14 protein-coding genes are annotated in these 16,111 nt (G+C 73.1%); 4 read left to right on the forward strand and 10 right to left on the reverse strand.

The window, feature by feature from the left end; translation table 11 throughout:
* Window positions 1-97: 97 nt before the first annotated feature.
* Window positions 98-790 (reverse strand): HAD family hydrolase, encoded by a 693-nt coding sequence (locus BLT82_RS14035; protein WP_093654528.1) that lies wholly within the window; start codon window positions 788-790, stop codon window positions 98-100.
* Window positions 791-825: 35 nt separating this feature from the next.
* Window positions 826-1,308, reverse strand: a complete 483-nt coding sequence (locus tag BLT82_RS14040) for an Lrp/AsnC family transcriptional regulator (protein ID WP_093654759.1) — start codon at window positions 1,306-1,308, stop codon at window positions 826-828.
* Window positions 1,309-1,465: 157 nt separating this feature from the next.
* Here BLT82_RS14040 and BLT82_RS14045 point away from each other — a divergent pair, with 157 nt between their 5' ends.
* Window positions 1,466-3,751, forward strand: a complete 2,286-nt coding sequence (locus BLT82_RS14045) for an ATP-binding cassette domain-containing protein (protein WP_093654530.1) — start codon at window positions 1,466-1,468, stop codon at window positions 3,749-3,751.
* Window positions 3,752-3,887: 136 nt separating this feature from the next.
* Here the strand turns inward: BLT82_RS14045 and BLT82_RS14050 are convergent, their stop codons facing one another.
* Both BLT82_RS14050 and BLT82_RS14055 read right to left on the reverse strand, forming a co-directional pair.
* Complete coding sequence (locus tag BLT82_RS14050; protein ID WP_093654532.1) at window positions 3,888-4,256, reverse strand: low affinity iron permease family protein; 369 nt, start codon at window positions 4,254-4,256, stop codon at window positions 3,888-3,890.
* On the reverse strand, window positions 4,253-5,011 hold the full coding sequence (locus BLT82_RS14055) for a UdgX family uracil-DNA binding protein (protein WP_093654761.1): 759 nt from the start codon (window positions 5,009-5,011) through the stop codon (window positions 4,253-4,255). Before BLT82_RS14055 ends, BLT82_RS14050 begins: the two co-directional genes overlap by 4 nt.
* Before the next feature lie 604 nt (window positions 5,012-5,615).
* Between BLT82_RS14055 and BLT82_RS14060 the strand changes: the two genes are divergently transcribed.
* The 3 genes from BLT82_RS14060 (at window position 5,616) to BLT82_RS14070 (ending at window position 9,946) form a co-directional block, all read left to right on the forward strand.
* Complete coding sequence (locus BLT82_RS14060) at window positions 5,616-7,133, forward strand: FUSC family protein (protein WP_093654534.1); 1,518 nt, start codon at window positions 5,616-5,618, stop codon at window positions 7,131-7,133.
* Between the two features lie 511 nt (window positions 7,134-7,644).
* The gene (locus BLT82_RS14065; protein WP_093654536.1) at window positions 7,645-8,808 is read left to right on the forward strand and encodes a nitric oxide synthase oxygenase; all 1,164 of its coding nucleotides are present in this window, start codon (window positions 7,645-7,647) and stop codon (window positions 8,806-8,808) included.
* 82 nt (window positions 8,809-8,890) lie between these two features.
* A complete protein-coding gene (locus BLT82_RS14070; protein WP_093654538.1) occupies window positions 8,891-9,946 on the forward strand; it encodes a lactonase family protein in 1,056 nt (351 codons plus the stop codon).
* A gap of 338 nt (window positions 9,947-10,284) precedes the next feature.
* Here the strand turns inward: BLT82_RS14070 and BLT82_RS14075 are convergent, their stop codons facing one another.
* The 6 genes from BLT82_RS14075 to BLT82_RS14100 form a co-directional block, all read right to left on the reverse strand.
* Window positions 10,285-11,205 carry a sirohydrochlorin chelatase gene (locus BLT82_RS14075; protein WP_093654540.1) on the reverse strand — a complete coding sequence of 307 codons (921 nt, stop codon included), beginning with the start codon at window positions 11,203-11,205 and terminating at the stop codon, window positions 10,285-10,287.
* An 88-nt stretch (window positions 11,206-11,293) separates the two neighbouring features.
* On the reverse strand, window positions 11,294-12,310 hold the full coding sequence (locus BLT82_RS14080; RefSeq protein WP_093654542.1) for an N-acetylglucosamine kinase: 1,017 nt from the start codon (window positions 12,308-12,310) through the stop codon (window positions 11,294-11,296).
* On the reverse strand, window positions 12,307-12,984 hold the full coding sequence (locus BLT82_RS14085) for a uracil-DNA glycosylase (RefSeq protein WP_093654763.1): 678 nt from the start codon (window positions 12,982-12,984) through the stop codon (window positions 12,307-12,309). The genes BLT82_RS14080 and BLT82_RS14085 overlap by 4 nt, the downstream gene beginning before the upstream one ends.
* 34 nt (window positions 12,985-13,018) lie before the next feature.
* A complete protein-coding gene (locus BLT82_RS14090) occupies window positions 13,019-14,107 on the reverse strand; it encodes a WD40/YVTN/BNR-like repeat-containing protein (protein ID WP_093654544.1) in 1,089 nt (362 codons plus the stop codon).
* A gap of 202 nt (window positions 14,108-14,309) precedes the next feature.
* Window positions 14,310-15,389 (reverse strand): NADH:flavin oxidoreductase/NADH oxidase, encoded by a 1,080-nt coding sequence (locus BLT82_RS14095; protein WP_093654546.1) that lies wholly within the window; start codon window positions 15,387-15,389, stop codon window positions 14,310-14,312.
* Window positions 15,390-15,515: 126 nt separating this feature from the next.
* Window positions 15,516-16,019, reverse strand: coding sequence for a MarR family winged helix-turn-helix transcriptional regulator (locus tag BLT82_RS14100; protein ID WP_093654548.1), 504 nt, complete (start codon window positions 16,017-16,019; stop codon window positions 15,516-15,518).
* Between the last annotated feature and the right edge of the window lie 92 nt (window positions 16,020-16,111).

A 16,111-nucleotide genomic window follows, 5' to 3' on the forward strand; every position in this document is an offset into this window, starting at 1 on the left:
GGCGCGGGCGCGGGCGTGGGTGCGGGCGCCGGTAACGGCGTGCAGGCGCGCAGCCAGGCGTCGCCTGCCGCGGCGCCGCCGAGGTGGCGACGCTACGTCATACGGCCGGGGCCGTTCGCTCCATCCAGCCGTACGCCGCCTGCGCCGTGAACTCCGCCTGACCGCCCGGGAAGATCAGCCCCGCGGTGCGGAACGCCTCGTCCGTGGCGGTCTCCGGCACATAGGGGACCGCGATGCAGCGCATACCGGCGGCGTGTGCCGCCGCCGCCCCGGGCGGGGCGTCCTCCACCACCACGCAGTGGGCGGGGTCCGTGCCCAGCCTGCGCGCCGCCTCCAGGAACACGTCCGGCCGCGGCTTGCCGTGCGCGACCTCCTCGGCGGAGACGAGGGTGGTGAGGAACGCGTCCAGGCCGGTGCCGGCGAGCACCGCCTCGATCGCCGCACGGGAGGAACCGGACGCCACCGCCATCGGCACGCCCGCCGCGTCGAGCATCTCGACGAACTTCCGCATCTCCGGGTAGACCTCGGTACCGGCGCGGGCGAGCTCCAGATAGGCGCGGTTCTTCCCGGCCAGCAGATCCTCGACGGGCGTCCCGAGCCCGTACTCCTCGCTGAGCCGCTCGAGGGTCTCGCGGGTGCCGATCCCGATGAAGCGGGTGTGGTGCTCCCAGGTGAAGTCCGTGACGCCGTACCCGGCGAGAACGCGTCGGCCCGCTTCGTAGTAGTTGGGCTCGCTGTCCACGAGTGTTCCGTCGAGATCGAAAATGACCGAAGGGTGCGCAGTGCTCATGCACCCAGGATGCCAACCGGTCACCCGGGCCGAGGTCAGCGCGCCGTGCGGGTGCCCCGGCCCACCGACTCCACGAGCGGCAGCATCCGGTGCGGCACGCGTTCGCGCAGCGCCATCTCCGTCCGTGTGCGGACGACGCCGGGAAGGTTGATCAGTCGCTGGATCACATCCTCCAGATGACCGTTGTCCCTGGCGACCACCCTGGTCAGCAGGTCTCCGCCGCCCGTGATGGAGAACGCCTCGACGATCTCGGGCACCGCGGCCAGCGCGTCGCCCACCTCGTCCAGATGCCCCTGCGTGACCTCGATGTGGACGAACGCCAGGACCGGATGGCCGAGCGCGGCGGGGGACAGTACCGGGCCCGTGCCCGTGATCACGCCGTCGCGTTCCATCCGGTCGATCCGGGCCTGGAGGGTGCCCCGCGCAATGCCGAGGACGCGTGCGTACTCCCGCACGCTGGTGCGCGGCTGCTCGATCATCAGTCGCAGGATCCGGGTGTCGAGTTCGTCCACCGCCATGGCCATCGGCCTCCCAGCAGCCCGTCGTTCCCTTCGTGACTGTACCAATGGCTCAGTCATACGGCATGGATCCGGCCATACATCGGTTCCCCGGCCACCGGGACCGCGCGATGTGAAAGCGTGGCACCGCCGCCCGGAACATCCCGAAGGGAAACGCATGCCCGCTGACCACGCCCCCCAGGAGTCGACCACGGCGGACGGCCACACGGTGATCCAGGTCCGCGGGGCCCGGGAGAACAACCTGCGGAACGTCGACCTCGACCTTCCCAAGCGCCGGCTCAGCGTCTTCACCGGTGTCTCCGGCTCGGGCAAGTCGAGCCTCGTCTTCGGCACCATCGCCGCCGAGTCGCAGCGCCTGATCAACGAGACCTACACGGCCTTCATCCAGTCCTTCATGCCGAGCCTGGGCCGCCCGGACGTCGACGGTCTGCACAATCTGAGCGCGGCGATCGTCGTCGACCAGGAGCGCATGGGCGCCAACTCCCGTTCCACGGTGGGCACGGCCACCGACGCGTACACGATGCTGCGGATCGTCTTCAGCCGGCTCGGCACCCCGCACATCGGCACTTCGGGCGCCTTCAGCTTCAATCTGCCCGAAGGCATGTGCCCGAACTGCGAAGGGCTCGGCCAGGTCTCGGACATCGACGTGGACCAGCTGGTCGACCGGACCAAGTCGCTCAACGAGGGCGCGATCCGCGTACCGGGCTACGCGGTGGACTCCTGGCCCTGGTCGGTCATGGCGGCCTCCGGCTTCTACGCCCCGGACAAGAAGCTCGACGACTTCACCGAGCAGGAGTGGGCTGACCTCCTCCGGAGGACCGCCGTGAAGGTCAAGGTCGGCTCCAACAACCTCACCTACGAAGGCCTCATCACCAAGATCCAGCGCACCTGGCTGGTCAAGGACCGGGAAGGCCTGCAGCCTCACATCCGAGCGTTCGTCGACCGGGCCGTGGTCTTCACGGATTGCGCGGAGTGCGGCGGCACGCGGCTGTCCCGGGCCGCCCTGTCCTCGAAGATCGCCGGGGTGAACATCGCCGACTGCTCCTCCATGCAGATCAGCGACCTCGCCGCATTCGTGCGGACCGTCGACGATCCGTCCGTCGGACCGCTGCTGGACAGTCTGCGACACCTCCTGGAGTCCCTGGTGGAGATCGGTCTCGGGTATCTGAGCCTCGACCGGGCCGCCTCCACGCTCTCCGGCGGCGAGGCCCAGCGCGTGAAGATGGTGCGGCATCTCGGATCCAGCATCACCGACGTGACCTACGTCTTCGACGAGCCGACCGTCGGCCTCCACCCGCACGACATCCAGCGCATGAACGGCCTGCTGCTGCGGCTGCGGGACAAGGGCAACACGGTGCTCGTGGTCGAGCACAAGCCCGAGGTGATCGCGATCGCCGACCATGTGGTGGACCTGGGGCCCGGCGCAGGCGAAGCGGGCGGCGAGATCTGCTACACCGGCGACGTGGCGGGGCTGGTCGCCTCCGGCACCCTCACCGGGCGGCACTTCGGGCACCGGGTGCGGCTGCGCGAGACCGTACGCGAGCCGCGGGGACAGCTCTCCATCAAGGGGGCAGACCTGCACAATCTCCAGGACGTCAGCGTGGACGTGCCCCTCGGCGTGCTCACCGTCGTCACCGGGGTCGCCGGCTCCGGCAAGAGCTCGCTGATCCACGGATATTTGGCCGGGCGCGAGGGAGTGGTCGTCGCCGACCAGACTCCGATCCGCGGCTCGCGGCGCTCCAATCCCGCGACGTACACGGGGCTGCTCAACCCGATCCGCACCGCATTCGCCAAGGCCAACGGGGTCAAGCCCGCCCTCTTCAGCGCCAATTCGGAGGGGGCCTGCCCGAAGTGCAACGGGCTCGGGCTGGTCTACACCGACCTCGCGATGATGGCCGGGGTCGCGTCGGTGTGCGAGGAGTGCGAGGGCAGGCGTTTCACCACGGAAGTGCTCACGTACCGGCTGAACGGCAAGAACATCAGCGAGGTGCTCGGGATGTCCGTCTCCGAGGCGCACGCGTTCTTCCCCTCCGGGCAGGCGCACACGATCCTCGGGCGGCTCGACGACGTCGGACTGGGCTACCTCCGGCTCGGCCAGCCGCTGAACACCCTCTCGGGCGGTGAGCGCCAGCGGCTCAAGCTGGCCATCCACATGGCGGAGAAGTCCTCCACCTACGTTCTGGACGAGCCCTCTTCCGGCCTGCACATGGCCGACGTCGACAAGCTCCTGGAGCTGCTGGACCGGCTGGTCGACGAGGGCAACTCGGTCGTCGTGATCGAGCACCACCAGGCCGTCATGGCGCACGCCGACTGGCTGATCGACCTCGGCCCGGGCGGCGGCCACGACGGTGGACGCGTGGTCTTCACCGGTACCCCCGCCGATCTCGTCGCTACGGGCGACACCCTCACGGCGGAGCACCTGCGGAAGTACGTGGGCGGCTGACACGGGCGGGGCGGGGGCCCCGTGCCACCGCCCCGCTCCTTCCGCGCCTCACTGCTTCCCCGCCCCGCTCCCAGCGCGGCCGCGCCCGTCCGGCGCCCCTCCCCGGGCGGCTCGGTCCGTCCGCCCCGGGGTTTCCTCAGGTCTCCTCCTCCAACCGGATGGCGGCCTTGAGGTCCTCGTGCGCCTTGCCGGGTTCGCCCTGCTGGGCTTCGAGGAGCGCGGCGGCGATGGCGTCCAGCTTCCGCTGGAGGGCCCGCTCGCTGCGGAGCTCCGAGTTCTTCAGCAGTGCCAGGAGCAGCAGGGTGACGGCCGTCATGCACTCACCGGCGAAGATCTTCCAGGTCAGGGAGACATCCGCGAAGTGCACCGCCACCACTCCGGCGACCAGCAGCAGACAGAACCCGAAGAAGACCGGTGAGCTGGTGAGGTGCGAGGCCTTCTCCGCCATCCGGTCGAACCTGCCCGGTGTGGGCCCGCCGCGATCGGCGGGATGCTCCATCGTCATCGGCCACCGCCTCCTTCCGGGCCGCCCAGGACGTCGGCCACCACCCTCAGATCGGCCACCAGCCCGTCGTACGCCCTCTCCCGGTCGTCCGCACGCAGCACGGCCGAGGGATGGATCGTCGCCACCAGGCCCCGGACGTCCGGGACGCTCCCGCCGTCCCGGACGGTGTCCGGCCACGGCAGGAGTGCGCCGCGCTGCTCGGTGACCCGGAAGGACGAGCCGAGCAGCGCCTTCCCCGCGGAGGCGCCGAGCGCCACCACGACCTCCGGCGACACGAGCCGCAGTTCCTCCATCAACCACGGTCTGCACGCCGTGATCTCCCGCAGGTTCGGAGCCTTGTGGATCCGTCGCTTGCGGCCCTCGGGAACGGTGAACTTGAAGTGCTTGACCGCGTTGGTCACGTACGCCTGCGCCGGGTCGAGTCCGGCGTCGGCGAGCGCGCGGGTCAGGACCTTCCCTGCGGGGCCGACGAACGGCCGGCCCTGCCGGTCCTCCTGGTCGCCCGGCTGCTCACCGAGCAGAAGGACGGCAGCGCCGGCGTCCCCCTCGCCGAACACCGTCCGGGTCGCGTCCCGGTACAGCGGGCATCCGCGGCACCGGGCGGCGGCCTTCCACAGCCCGGGCAGCCGCGCACGCCGGCCGGGGAGGAACGGCGTGGCATCGTAGCCGCCCTCGCCCGGACCGCCCGGACCGCCCGGTCCGTTTCCCGCCTCCGCCTCCTGCCGTCCGCCCGCTCCACCCGTGGCTCCGGCCATGGACTCACGCATCCCTTCGTCCCCCTGGCGTCCCGTAGCCGCCGGGACGTTCCACGGACCGCTCGGCGCCGGGCCCGGGATGGGGGGTACCGCCGGGCGCCCGTCGGCTCCGTTCACCGTGCGCATGCCCGCGCGGTGACCGCAATCGGCTGCGGTACGGCCGGCGCCGGCAAGCGCGTCCGTCGCCGCACGTCCGACGGCGGGCTGGCTCCCGCCTTGCCGCGATACCGCCGGGCATGCCTGACGACGCGATACGGAGGAATCCGCGGCGGACGGAGCCGGAACGGGCCGTCTCCGGCGCGATGCCCATCAGCCGCGGCGGCCATCACGGGCGGACACGGAAGGCCCCGAGGCGACGCGGTGCGGAGGCGGCAGCCCCCGGCCTCGGGAGCCCGGCGCCGCCCGATGGCGCACCCGGATGGCCCCGGACTGGTCCGTTGGCCCGCTGATCCGGTCGCCGTGCCGTCCCGTACCGGGCCAATGGCCCACCGGATCAACGTCGACTTGAGCCAGTGGGGCACGGGATGGTCCCATATGCAGGTCGATGGCGCTGCGGACTCCGCGGCGCCTTTTTCATGCCGGTACGTCGAAGGGACGGGCAGAAGTGCTGAAGAGGGTGTTCGTGGCTCCGGACCCGGGGCTGCTGCGGCTGCGCAGCGCCACGCGGGCCGTCCTCGGCATCGGGCTGGCCGTGGCCGTGTGCGCACTGACGGGACACACGCTCACCGCGGTCATCACCGGCGGGCTCGCCGCGCTCCTGGCCCTCTTCACGGTCACCGACCCGCGGATCCGGGACCAGGCCGTCACCACCGCCCTGCTGCTCGCGGTGGGCCTTCCGGTGCTCGCCCTGGCGGCCGGCCTGCACGCGACCCCGGGCGCGCGCGACGTGGCCTTCGTGGCCGTCGCCGGCGCCGCGGTGTACGCGCGGCGCTGGGGACCGCGCGGGCACGCCCTCGGGGTCTTCGCGTTCATGACCTTCTTCGTTACGCAGTTCCTGCGCACGGTGCCCGCGCAGATCCCGGAGCTCTACTCCTCCGTCGTCCTGGCCGTCCTCGCCGCCTCCGCCGTCCGTTTCGGTGCCTGGTGCTTCGAGCGCCGTCTGTCACCTCCCCCGGCGCCCGCGCTGCCGGCGGGAACTGGGCTGGCCCGGACCACCACCCGGCAGGCCGTCCAGGTGACCGTCGCCGGGGCGTTCGCTCTCGCCGCCGGGCAGCTGCTCTCGGACGAGCGCTGGTACTGGGCCGTCGGCGCCGCCTGGTGGATCTTCGTGAACACCAACGCGCGGGGAGAGACGCTCGTCAGGGGCTTCCGCAGGGTCCTCGGCACCGTCCTCGGCATCGCCGTGGGCCTCGTGGTCGCCGTGCCCGTCCAGGGCGCGCTGCTGCCGACGGCCGTCCTGACCTTGGCGTGCGTCTTCGGAATCTTCTACAGCGCCCCCGTCTCGTACAGCTGGATGATGTTCGCGGTGACCGTGCTGGTCTCGCTGCTTTACGGTCTGCTCGGAGCCCTGGGGCCCGCCCTGCTCGCGCTGCGCCTCGCCGAGACAGCGGTCGGCGCCCTCGCCGCGGCGCTGGCGGTGGCGTTCGTGCTGCCCGTCACGACCCATGCGGCGACCAACGCGTGGATCCGGCTGACCGTGCGCTGCGTGCACGACTGCACCACCGTCGCGATGCGCAGGCTCGCGGGGGACGAGACCGCCGACCCGGTGCCGCACGCCGCCGAGCTGGAGCAACTGCTCGCCCGGGTGCGGATGTCGCTGGCGCCCCTGGTCCACCCGTTCAGCCCGCTGCGCGCCCGCAAGGCCCGGGCCCGTCAGGTCCTCGTCCTGCTGGACGACTGCGCCCGTGAGGTACGGGGGCTGGCCGCCGTCGCGGCGGACCCGTACGCCTCCCACGACGCCCGGCTGGCGGCCGCCTGCTGGCGGGTCGAAGCCGCGGTGCACGCGCTGGAGTCCGACGCCGAGCCGGGCCACGCGCCGGCCCCCGCCGGGGGCGAGGCGGCTGCGCACCACCATCCGGGCGTCGAGGCGGCGCTCACGCATCTCCACGGCCTGGAGCGGGCCCTCGCGGGACTCGCGGCGCCGCTGCGCACCTCCCCGCGGGCGCCGCTCGCCACCGTCTGAACGCCCGCACAACGCCCGAACGCCCGAACGCCCGCACGGCTGGCCGATCGGACCGCAGCGCGCCGCACGGTCCATTGGCCGGATCACGCCCCGGTGCGCCCGCCTGCCACGGGCCCCGCGTCGCCCGAGCGCTCCCGCGGCCGCGCCGGGCGGCTGCCGCCACGCGCCGGGCCCGCGGCGGGACGAGGGCCGGCCTGCACGTACCGGCGTGCGTTCGGACACCCGTGCCCACGCGCGAACCTCCGTGCGCCGGGCGGCGGCTCCCAACTGGGCACGTGCATCTGGCATTTACAGGGTGGATCAGGCCAGGTTCGGGGTAGATCGGGCGGCATCCACATCGCCTTCACACACCGGGGTGCGCACCATGCGGAAGTTCCTTCGCAGAGCCGCCGTCCGCAAGTCCCGCCCGTCGGATCCCCAGCCGGCCGGAGCGCAGCTCATCCGGGCGGAGCCCGTTCCTCCGCCCGGGCAGTGCCCGGTCGGCCGCTCCGGGCCCGCCGAAGCAGTACCGGTGCGGCCCGCACCGGCCGCCGACCTCGCACGACTCCGGCAGGAAGCGGAGGAGTTCCTGCGGCTCTACCACTCGGAGGAGCGCGGGGCCGGCGACCCGGCGAAACGGATAGCCGCCGTGCACGCCGAGATTGACGCTACCGGCACATACCGTCACACCGCAGACGAACTTGCCCACGGGGCGCGCGTCGCCTGGCGCAACAGCAACCGCTGCATCGGCCGCCTCTACTGGCGCTCCCTGCGCGTCCGGGACCGCCGTGACGTGCGCGACGCCGACACCATTGCCGCCGAGGCCGTCGCCCACCTCCGCGAGGCGACCAACGGCGGCCGGATCCGGCCCGTCATCACGGTCTTCGCGCCCGAGGCCCCCGGCCGGCCCGGCCCGCGCATCTGGAACGAACAACTGGTGCGGTACGCGGGCTACGCCGACGGCGCCGGCCGGGTCACCGGCGATCCGCGCAACGCCGGGCTCACCGCGTACGCGACGGGCCTGGGCTGGCCGGGCGGTCCCGGTACGCAGTTCGACGTACTGCCGCTGGTGGTCCAGGGCAGCGACGACAAGCCCCGCTGGTTCGAACTCCCGGACGACGCCGTGCACGAAGTGCCCCTGCGCCACCCCGATGACGACTGGTTCGCCGCCCTCGGGCTGCGCTGGCACGCGGTACCCGCCATCTCCAACATGTGCCTGGAGATCGGCGGCATCTGCTACCCGGCGGCCCCGTTCAACGGCTGGTACATGGGCACCGAGATCGGTGCCCGCAACCTCGCCGACACCGACCGCTACGACCTGCTGCCGGTCGTGGCCGCGCGACTCGGCCTCGACACCTCCACCGACCGCACCCTCTGGAAGGACCGCGCGCTGGTCGAACTCAACCGGGCCGTCCTGCACTCCTTCGACACCGCCGGCGTGACCATCACCGACCACCACACGGAGTCGCGCCGGTTCCTCGCCCACCTGGAGCAGGAGGCGGGGCGGGGCCGCCGGGTGGGAGCCGACTGGTCCTGGATCGTGCCGCCGATCTCCGGGGCCGCGACCGGCGTCTTCCACCGGACGTACGACACGGTGCAGGCTCGGCCCGTGTTCGCGCACCACCCGGAGGCGCTCGCCCGGGCGCGCGGCGAGGAGCCGGCGCCCGAGCCGGCACGCGCGACCGACCTGGTCTAGACCGCCTGCTACCGTCGGCCGGGCAGGGCACAGGGACCGGCCGGCGGTGGCGCCGGACGGCGCAGCGGCAGGGGAGGCGCCAATGGAGCACAGGAACGCGGTACGGGCGTTCATCGGGTCGTTCACCTCGGCGGGCGGCCGCGGGATCGTCACGGCCGGCGTGGACCCGGCGACCGGGGTACTCACGGAGGTGTCGGCGACGGACGCCGTGACCGACCCGTCGTACCTCGCGATCGGTACGACGGACGGCGGACCCGTGCTCTACGCGGTCTCCGAGACGGAGGAAGGGGCGGTCGCCGCCTTCGACATCGGCGGTGAAGGGCCGCCCCGCCTGCTCGGTGCGCCGGTCCCGGTGAACGGGTCCGGACCGACCCATCTGTCCCTCGCCCCGGGCCTGCTCCTCACCGCCAACTACGGTTCCGGCAGCGTCAGCAGCGTCCCCGTGGGTCCCGGCGGACGCCCCGGCCCCGTCCTCGGCGTCCTGCGGCACGAGGGGCGGGGTCCGCATCCGGAGCGGCAGGGCGAACCCCACGCCCACCAGGTGCTCCCCGACCCCTCCGGGCGGTGGGTGCTCACGGTGGACCTCGGCACGGACTCGGTCAGGGTGTGCGCGCTGGATCCGGCGGGCGGGGCGGCACCGGCCCTGCACTCCGAGACCGCGCTGGCGCCGGGCACGGGACCGCGTCATCTCGCCTTTCACCCCGCCGGGGAGCATGTCTACGTACTGGGCGAGCTGCGACCCACCCTCACCGCGTGCCGCTGGGACGCCGGCCGGGGCGTCCTGGAACCGCTCGGCGAGGCGTCCGTCCTCCCCGACGGGCACGACCTGCCCAGTTTCGCCTCCGCTCTCGCCGTGTCCCGCGACGGCCGGTTCCTGTGGGCGGCCAACCGGGGCCACGACTCCATCGCCGTGCTCCGGCTCGGCGCCGGCGGGGAGAAGGCCGAGCACGTCACGACCGTGCCGTGCGGCGGCCACTGGCCGCGTGATCTGGCGCTCGGCCCCACCGGCACCCGGCTGTACGCGGCCAACGAGCGTTCCGGGGACGTCACCTGGTTCGACATCGACGCCGTGACCGGCGTGCCGCAGCGGGCGGGGTCGCTCGCCGTGCCTGCGGCGACCTGCGTGGTCTTCGCCTGAGACACCGCTGCCGTCCGCGGGAGGTCGGGGATGCCTCTGTACGTACGAGGCCCGGTACGTACGAGGCCGCGGCGCCGCGCAGGCGTCTGCCCTGTGGTCATGAGGCCAACTCCGCTGCGACGCCCTGGCGTCGCGCAGGCGGGTGCCCCGCGGTCGCGAGGCGCCTCTGCCGCGATGCCGTGCCCTCACGACGTCGGTGAGGGGACCGCGCCCGGTGGAGGCGCCCTGCGTACCGGGGTCCCTGCCCGGCCAGTGGGTGGCAACACGCAGACTCCGGGCGCACGAAGGGCCCGCGCCGTCCGGCGTGGGCCCTTCCGTCCGTGCGGGGCGGCGACCGGTCAGAGCGACTGGGCGCCCTGCGGCTGGGGCGTGATGCCCAGCACGGTCGTGTACTGCGACAGCACCAGCTTGCCGATCGCGGGGTAGGCGCCCAGCGGCTCCGCGGCGGAGCAGCCCGCCTCCGCGGCGGCGGCCGCGAGCAGACCGTTGGGCACTTCCGGACCGACCAGGTAGGGGGCCAGCGCGAGCTGGGCGGAACCGGAGGTACGCAGCTCCTCGGCCGTAGCCGCGATGGCGCCCTCCTGGTCCAGGGCGGCCGCCATGACCGGCACGGCGAGCCGCGCGGCCAGCAGCATCCCGGTGATGCCGGCGGCCTGGACGGCCTCGTCGCCACCGACCGTGGCGAGGACGATGCCGTCGGCCGCGGTGGCGACGGTGAACAGCCGGGCCCGGTCCGCGCGGGCCAGGCCCGCCTCGGAGAGCCTCACGTGCAGGGCCTCGGCGAGCAGCGGGTGCGGGCCGAGGACGTCCGTCAGCTCCGCGGTCGCGCGGCTGTCCATGACGGCCTGGCGGATCCGGCGGATCAGCGCGCTGTCCGGGCCGGCGAGCAGCGGCACCACGACGGAGGCCGGGCCCGCGGGCTCGGCGACCTCACGGCCGGCCGCCTTCGCCAGCTCGTAGCGCTCCGTGCGCAGGGCGGCGGAACGGGTCAGCACGCTCCCCAGCGTGGGGTACTCGGCGTCGTCACCGTCGAGGTAACCGATCGCGGCCTCGAGGCCGGGCAGTTCGGAACGGGCGATGCTGACGACTTCCTCGGCGAGGCTGCGTATCGCGGACGAGGGGGTGCCGGGAACGGCGAGGACGAGGGTCGGCGCGCCCTCGGGTGCCACCACGGGCTCGGGGCGGCGGTGGCGCCCGGGCTGGCGGGGTCGCGGCATTCGTACTGGCAGGCCGGATGCGGGCCCAGTGGGGGAGCTCATGGCGCCGCATGCTACTGGTTTCGTCGTCGTGCCTGCTCAGGGAGGGGTCGGTCGAGTGCCGTCTGTCCGTGTTTACCCGATGAGTTCGTTAACGGCTTCCTGTCCGGGTCTGATCGGTAAGGGTGGTTGTGAGGACGAGCAGCCGGGGATCCTGCGGCAGCCTCAGTGTGCCGCCGGCGAGTGCGGCCGCGACGGTCAGCGAACCGGCCAGCGGATCGCCCGCCGCGGATACCGCACGGGCGAAGGGGAGTTGCCGGGCGAGGGCCTCCCGAAGGGGCACGAGGAGCGGATCGCCCATGCCGAACAGCCCGCCGGTGAGCGCGACTCGGCAGTCACCGGCCGACGGGGGAGGGCAGACGGCTGCGGCCGAGGCCGCGATGTGCTCCGCCGCCTCGGAGAGGATGTGCGCGGCGACCGGGTCGTCCGCGGCGCAGCGGGCGACCTCGGGGGCGAACGAGGCCAGCACGGCCGGACGGTCGGTACGCGGATACAGCAGTCCCGGCAGCCCCGGCGCCGGGCCGAAGACGTCCTCCAGCCGTGCCAGCAGCGCCGGGGAGCCTCCCTTGCGCCCGTCATGGGCCCGCAGCGCCGCCTCCAGACCGGCCCGGCCGATCCAGGCTCCAGAGCCGCAGTCGCCGAGCAGATGACCCCAGCCGTCGGCGCGGCGCCAGCTCGTGAGGTCCGTACCGGTCGCGATCATGCCCGTGCCGGCGGCGACGACCGCGCCCGGGCGCTGGCCGAGCGCGCCCGCGTAGGCGGTGACGGCGTCGGCGGCGAGCGCGACCTCGCGTACGCCCAGCTCGCGCGAGAGCTCACCGGGCAGCACGGCCCGCAGCTCGTCACCGAGCGTCGCCATTCCCGCGGCCCCGATCGCGAGGGCGACGGGCGCCTCCGCCCCGGCACGCCGCAGGAGTTCCCGTGCCATCGGCAGCAACTGCTCCAGCAGATGGGCCGCTTCGATCCCGGCGGCACCCGTGCGGACCGGCTCCCGGGACGCGGCGGTCAGCGCGGCCGAGGTGTCGGCGGCCGGGGCGAGGGCGACGCGCAGACCCGAACCCCCTGAGTCGGCCCCCAGGACCCAGCCGCCCGCGCCGCCTCCGGTCATGGCAGCCGCCAGTCCACCGGCTGCGCTCCCTGGCGGACGAGCAGATCGTTGACCCTGCTGAACGGCCGTGAGCCGAAGAAGCCGCGGTCGGCCGACATGGGCGAGGGGTGGGACGACTCGATCGCAGGGAGGTCGCCGAGCAGCGGTCGCAGATTGCGGGCGTCACGCCCCCACAGCACGGACACGAGCGGTTTGCCGCGGGCGGCGAGGGCGCGGATGGCCTGCTCGGTCACCTCTTCCCAGCCCTTGCCCCGATGGGCCGCGGGCTTGCGGGGCGCCGTGGTCAGCGCCCTGTTGAGCAGCAGCACGCCCTGCCGGGTCCACGGCGTCAGATCGCCGTTCGACGGCCGGGGCAGCCCGAGGTCCGTGTGCATCTCCCGGAAGATGTTCTCCAGACTGGCCGGTACCGGCCGCACTTCGGGTGCCACGGAGAAACTCAGCCCCACGGCGTGACCGGGTGTCGGATAGGGGTCCTGGCCGACGATCAGGACGCGCACCTCGTCGAACGGCTGCTGGAAGGCGCGCAGCACATGCGCGCCCGCCGGCAGGTACGTCCGCCCCGCGGCGATCTCCGCGCGGAGGAAGTCGCCCATCGCGGCGATGCGTTCGGCCACGGGATCCAGGGCGTCCGCCCACCCCGCATCGACGATTTCTTTCAACGGTCGTGCTGCCACGAAGCGCACTCTACTGGCCGCGCCGGAGGCCTCCTCAACCGACCGTGGCGGCCCGGACACAGAGCACGTCCGGCAGATGGGAGGCGAGTTGCTGCCAGCTGTCGCCGTCGTCCGCGCTCGCGTACAGCTCGCCGTTCCGGTTGCCGAAGTAGAGCCCGGCCGGGTCGGCCCCGTCGGTGCACATCGCGTCGCGCAGCACCGTGCCGTAGTGGTCGCCCTCGGGCAGCCCGCGCGAGAGCGGTTCCCACGTCCCGCCCGCGTCGGTGGTCCGGTAGACCCTGCACCGGTGCTCCGCCGGTACCCGGTCGGCGTCGGCGTTGATCGGGAAGACGTAGGCGACGCCGGGGCGGTGCGGATGGGCGACGACGGCGAAGCCGAAGTCCGACGGCAGGCCCGCTCCGATGTCCGTCCACTTGGCGCCCGCGTCGTCGCTCCGGTACACCCCCCAGTGGTTCTGGAGGTAGAGCCGGTCGGGATCGCCGGCGTCCTGGGCGATCTTGTGGACGCACTGGCCGAACTCCGGGTTCGGGTCGGGCAGGAAGACCGCCGACACGCCGTCGTTGGACGGGTTCCAGGCGGCGCCCCCGTCCTGGCTGCGGAAGACACCCGCGGTGGAGACGGCGACGGTCACCCGGGCGGCGTCCCTGGCGTCCGTGACCACGGTGTGCACGGCCTCACCCCCGCCGCCCGGCACCCACTTCGAGCGGGTGGGGTGGTCCCAGAGCGGCCGGACGAGCTCGAACGTCTCCCCGGCGTCCTCCGAGCGGAACAGCGCGGCCGGCTCCGTGCCCGCGTAGACGACGTCGGGGGCCTCGGGACCGGCTGGGTGGAGCTGCCAGACCCGCTCCAGGCTGGCTCCGGTGTCCTTGGGGAACTTCACCGCGGGCTTGGCCGGTTCCGTCCAGGTCGAGCCCAGGTCGTCGGAGTGGAACACGGACGGACCCCAGTGCGCGCTGTCCCCGCCGACCAGCAGTCGTGGCACGGCGCCGCGGCGGGTGTCGATCCCGATCGAGTACACGGCCTGGGCGTTGAAGTGGGGGCCGTCGAACTCCCACCGCCCGGCTCTCCTGGTCCCCAGGAAGAGCCCCTTGCGCGTGCCTACTGCCAGCAGAACGTCGGTCATCGCCGACACCTCCAGGACGCCGTTGTCGCGGACAGGGGCCAGTCTGCACCCACCCACCGACAGCGGCCCACGGAGCGCCCCTTCCCGCAGGTCGGCCCGGCCGTGCCCGGTCCCGGAGCGCTCCCGCCCCGCCGCCCCGACACGTCCCGCGCCCGGCCCGGGCGTGCTCCGCGCCCGGGCCGTTCACGACCCGGGCACGGGCTCAGACCGAGCGGTGGTACTGCTCGGGGATCCGGACGGTCCCGCCGAGTTCGTGTGCGGCCCGACGGGCCCAGGAGGGGCTGCGCAGCAGTTCGCGGCCGAGGAGCACGGCGTCGGCCTCGCCGTTAGCGAGGACCTTCTCGGCCTGTTCCGGGTCGGTGATCAGTCCGACGGCCGCCACCGGCAGCTCCGTCTCGTTCCTGACCCGGGCGGCGAACGGCACCTGGTAGCCCGGTCCGACCGGGATGCGCACGCGCGCGGCGTTGCCGCCGGAGGAGACGTCGAGCAGGTCCACGCCGTGCTCCTTCAGCAGGGAGGCGAAGCGGACGGTCTCGTCGGCGGTCCAGCCGTTCTCCTCGAGCCAGTCGGTCGCGGAGATCCGGAAGAACAGCGGCAGTTCCTGCGGCCACACCGCGCGAACGGCGTCGACGACCTCCAGCGCGAACCGGGTGCGGTTCTCGAAGGAGCCGCCGTACTCGTCGGTGCGGCGGTTGCTGTGCGGGGAGAGGAACTCGCCGATCAGATAGCCGTGCGCGCCGTGCACCTCGACGACCTCGAAGCCCGCTTCCAGCGCCCGGCGCGCGGCGTCCGCGAACTGTCCCGGGAGCGCCGCGATCTGGTCGGCGGTCAGCTCATCGGGCACGGGGTGGCCGTCGTCGAACGGGACCGGGCTCGGCGCGACCGGCTGCCAGCCGTCGGCGTCGGGGCCCACCGGCCCACCGCCCTTCCACGGGCGGCCCGTGGAGGCCTTGCGCCCGGCGTGGGCGATCTGGATGCCGGGCACGGCGCCCTGATCCTTGAGGAACCGGGTGATCCTGCGGAAGGCGTCGGTCTGGGTGTCGTTCCAGATGCCGAGGTCGTACGGGCTGATCCGGCCCTCGGGGGCGATCGCGGTCGCCTCGACCAGGATCAGGCCGGTGCCTCCGGCGGCCCGGGCGGCGTAGTGGGCGAAGTGCCAGTCGGTCGGGACACCCGCGTCCGGTCCGGTGGCCTCGGCGCTGTACTGGCACATCGGTGCCATCCACACGCGGTTCGGGATCGTCACGGACCGCAGGGTGTACGGCTCGAACAGTGCGCTCACGGCGGGCTCCTTCTCACGGCGGGCGTAGATGCCGCTCGTACGATAGCCATCGTAGTACGGTAATTGTCAAACTACGATGTCTCTCGTACAAGGCGTGCCCGTGTCCGTGTGGTCCCGTCCGGCGCGTCAGTCTTCGGGGTCCGCGCAACTGCCGAGCGGGTCGAGGTCCAGGTCGGCGCCGTCGAGCTTGGCCGTCAGCATCGACAGACGCTCCTGGAGGTCGCCGATCTCCTCCAGGGAGAGCCCGGTGGCCGCCGCGATCCTGCGCGGGACGAGGGCGGCCCGCTCCCGCAGGGCGGTGCCCGCCGCCGTCGGGTGCACGGTGACCGAGCGCTCGTCCTCGGCGCTGCGCCGGCGCTCCACGAAGCCGAGCGCCTCCAGGCGCTTCAGCAACGGCGAGAGGGTGCCGGAGTCCAGCCGGAGGCGGGCGCCGATCGTCTTCACCGAGAGGTCGCCGTGCTCCCAGAGCACCAGCATCACCAGGTACTGGGGGTAGGTGAGGCCGAGGTCCTTCAGGATTGCCCGGTAGACGCCGTTGAAGGCCCGCGAGGCCGCGTGCAGCGAAAAGCAGATCTGCCGGTCCAGCCGGAGGATCTCCGCGTCGGGCGCGGCGTCCGGTGTCGTCGTCATGGGTCCAGCGTACCTGTCTCGCGAGCTATTGAGTTGTGCACAATTTAATTGTGTGCTCTAGTAGTACCTGTCCGGCCCGCCCCACGGGTCCG

The sequence above is a fragment of the Streptomyces wuyuanensis genome, assembly GCF_900103455.1.
Taxonomy (GTDB): Bacteria; Actinomycetota; Actinomycetes; order Streptomycetales; family Streptomycetaceae; genus Streptomyces; species Streptomyces wuyuanensis.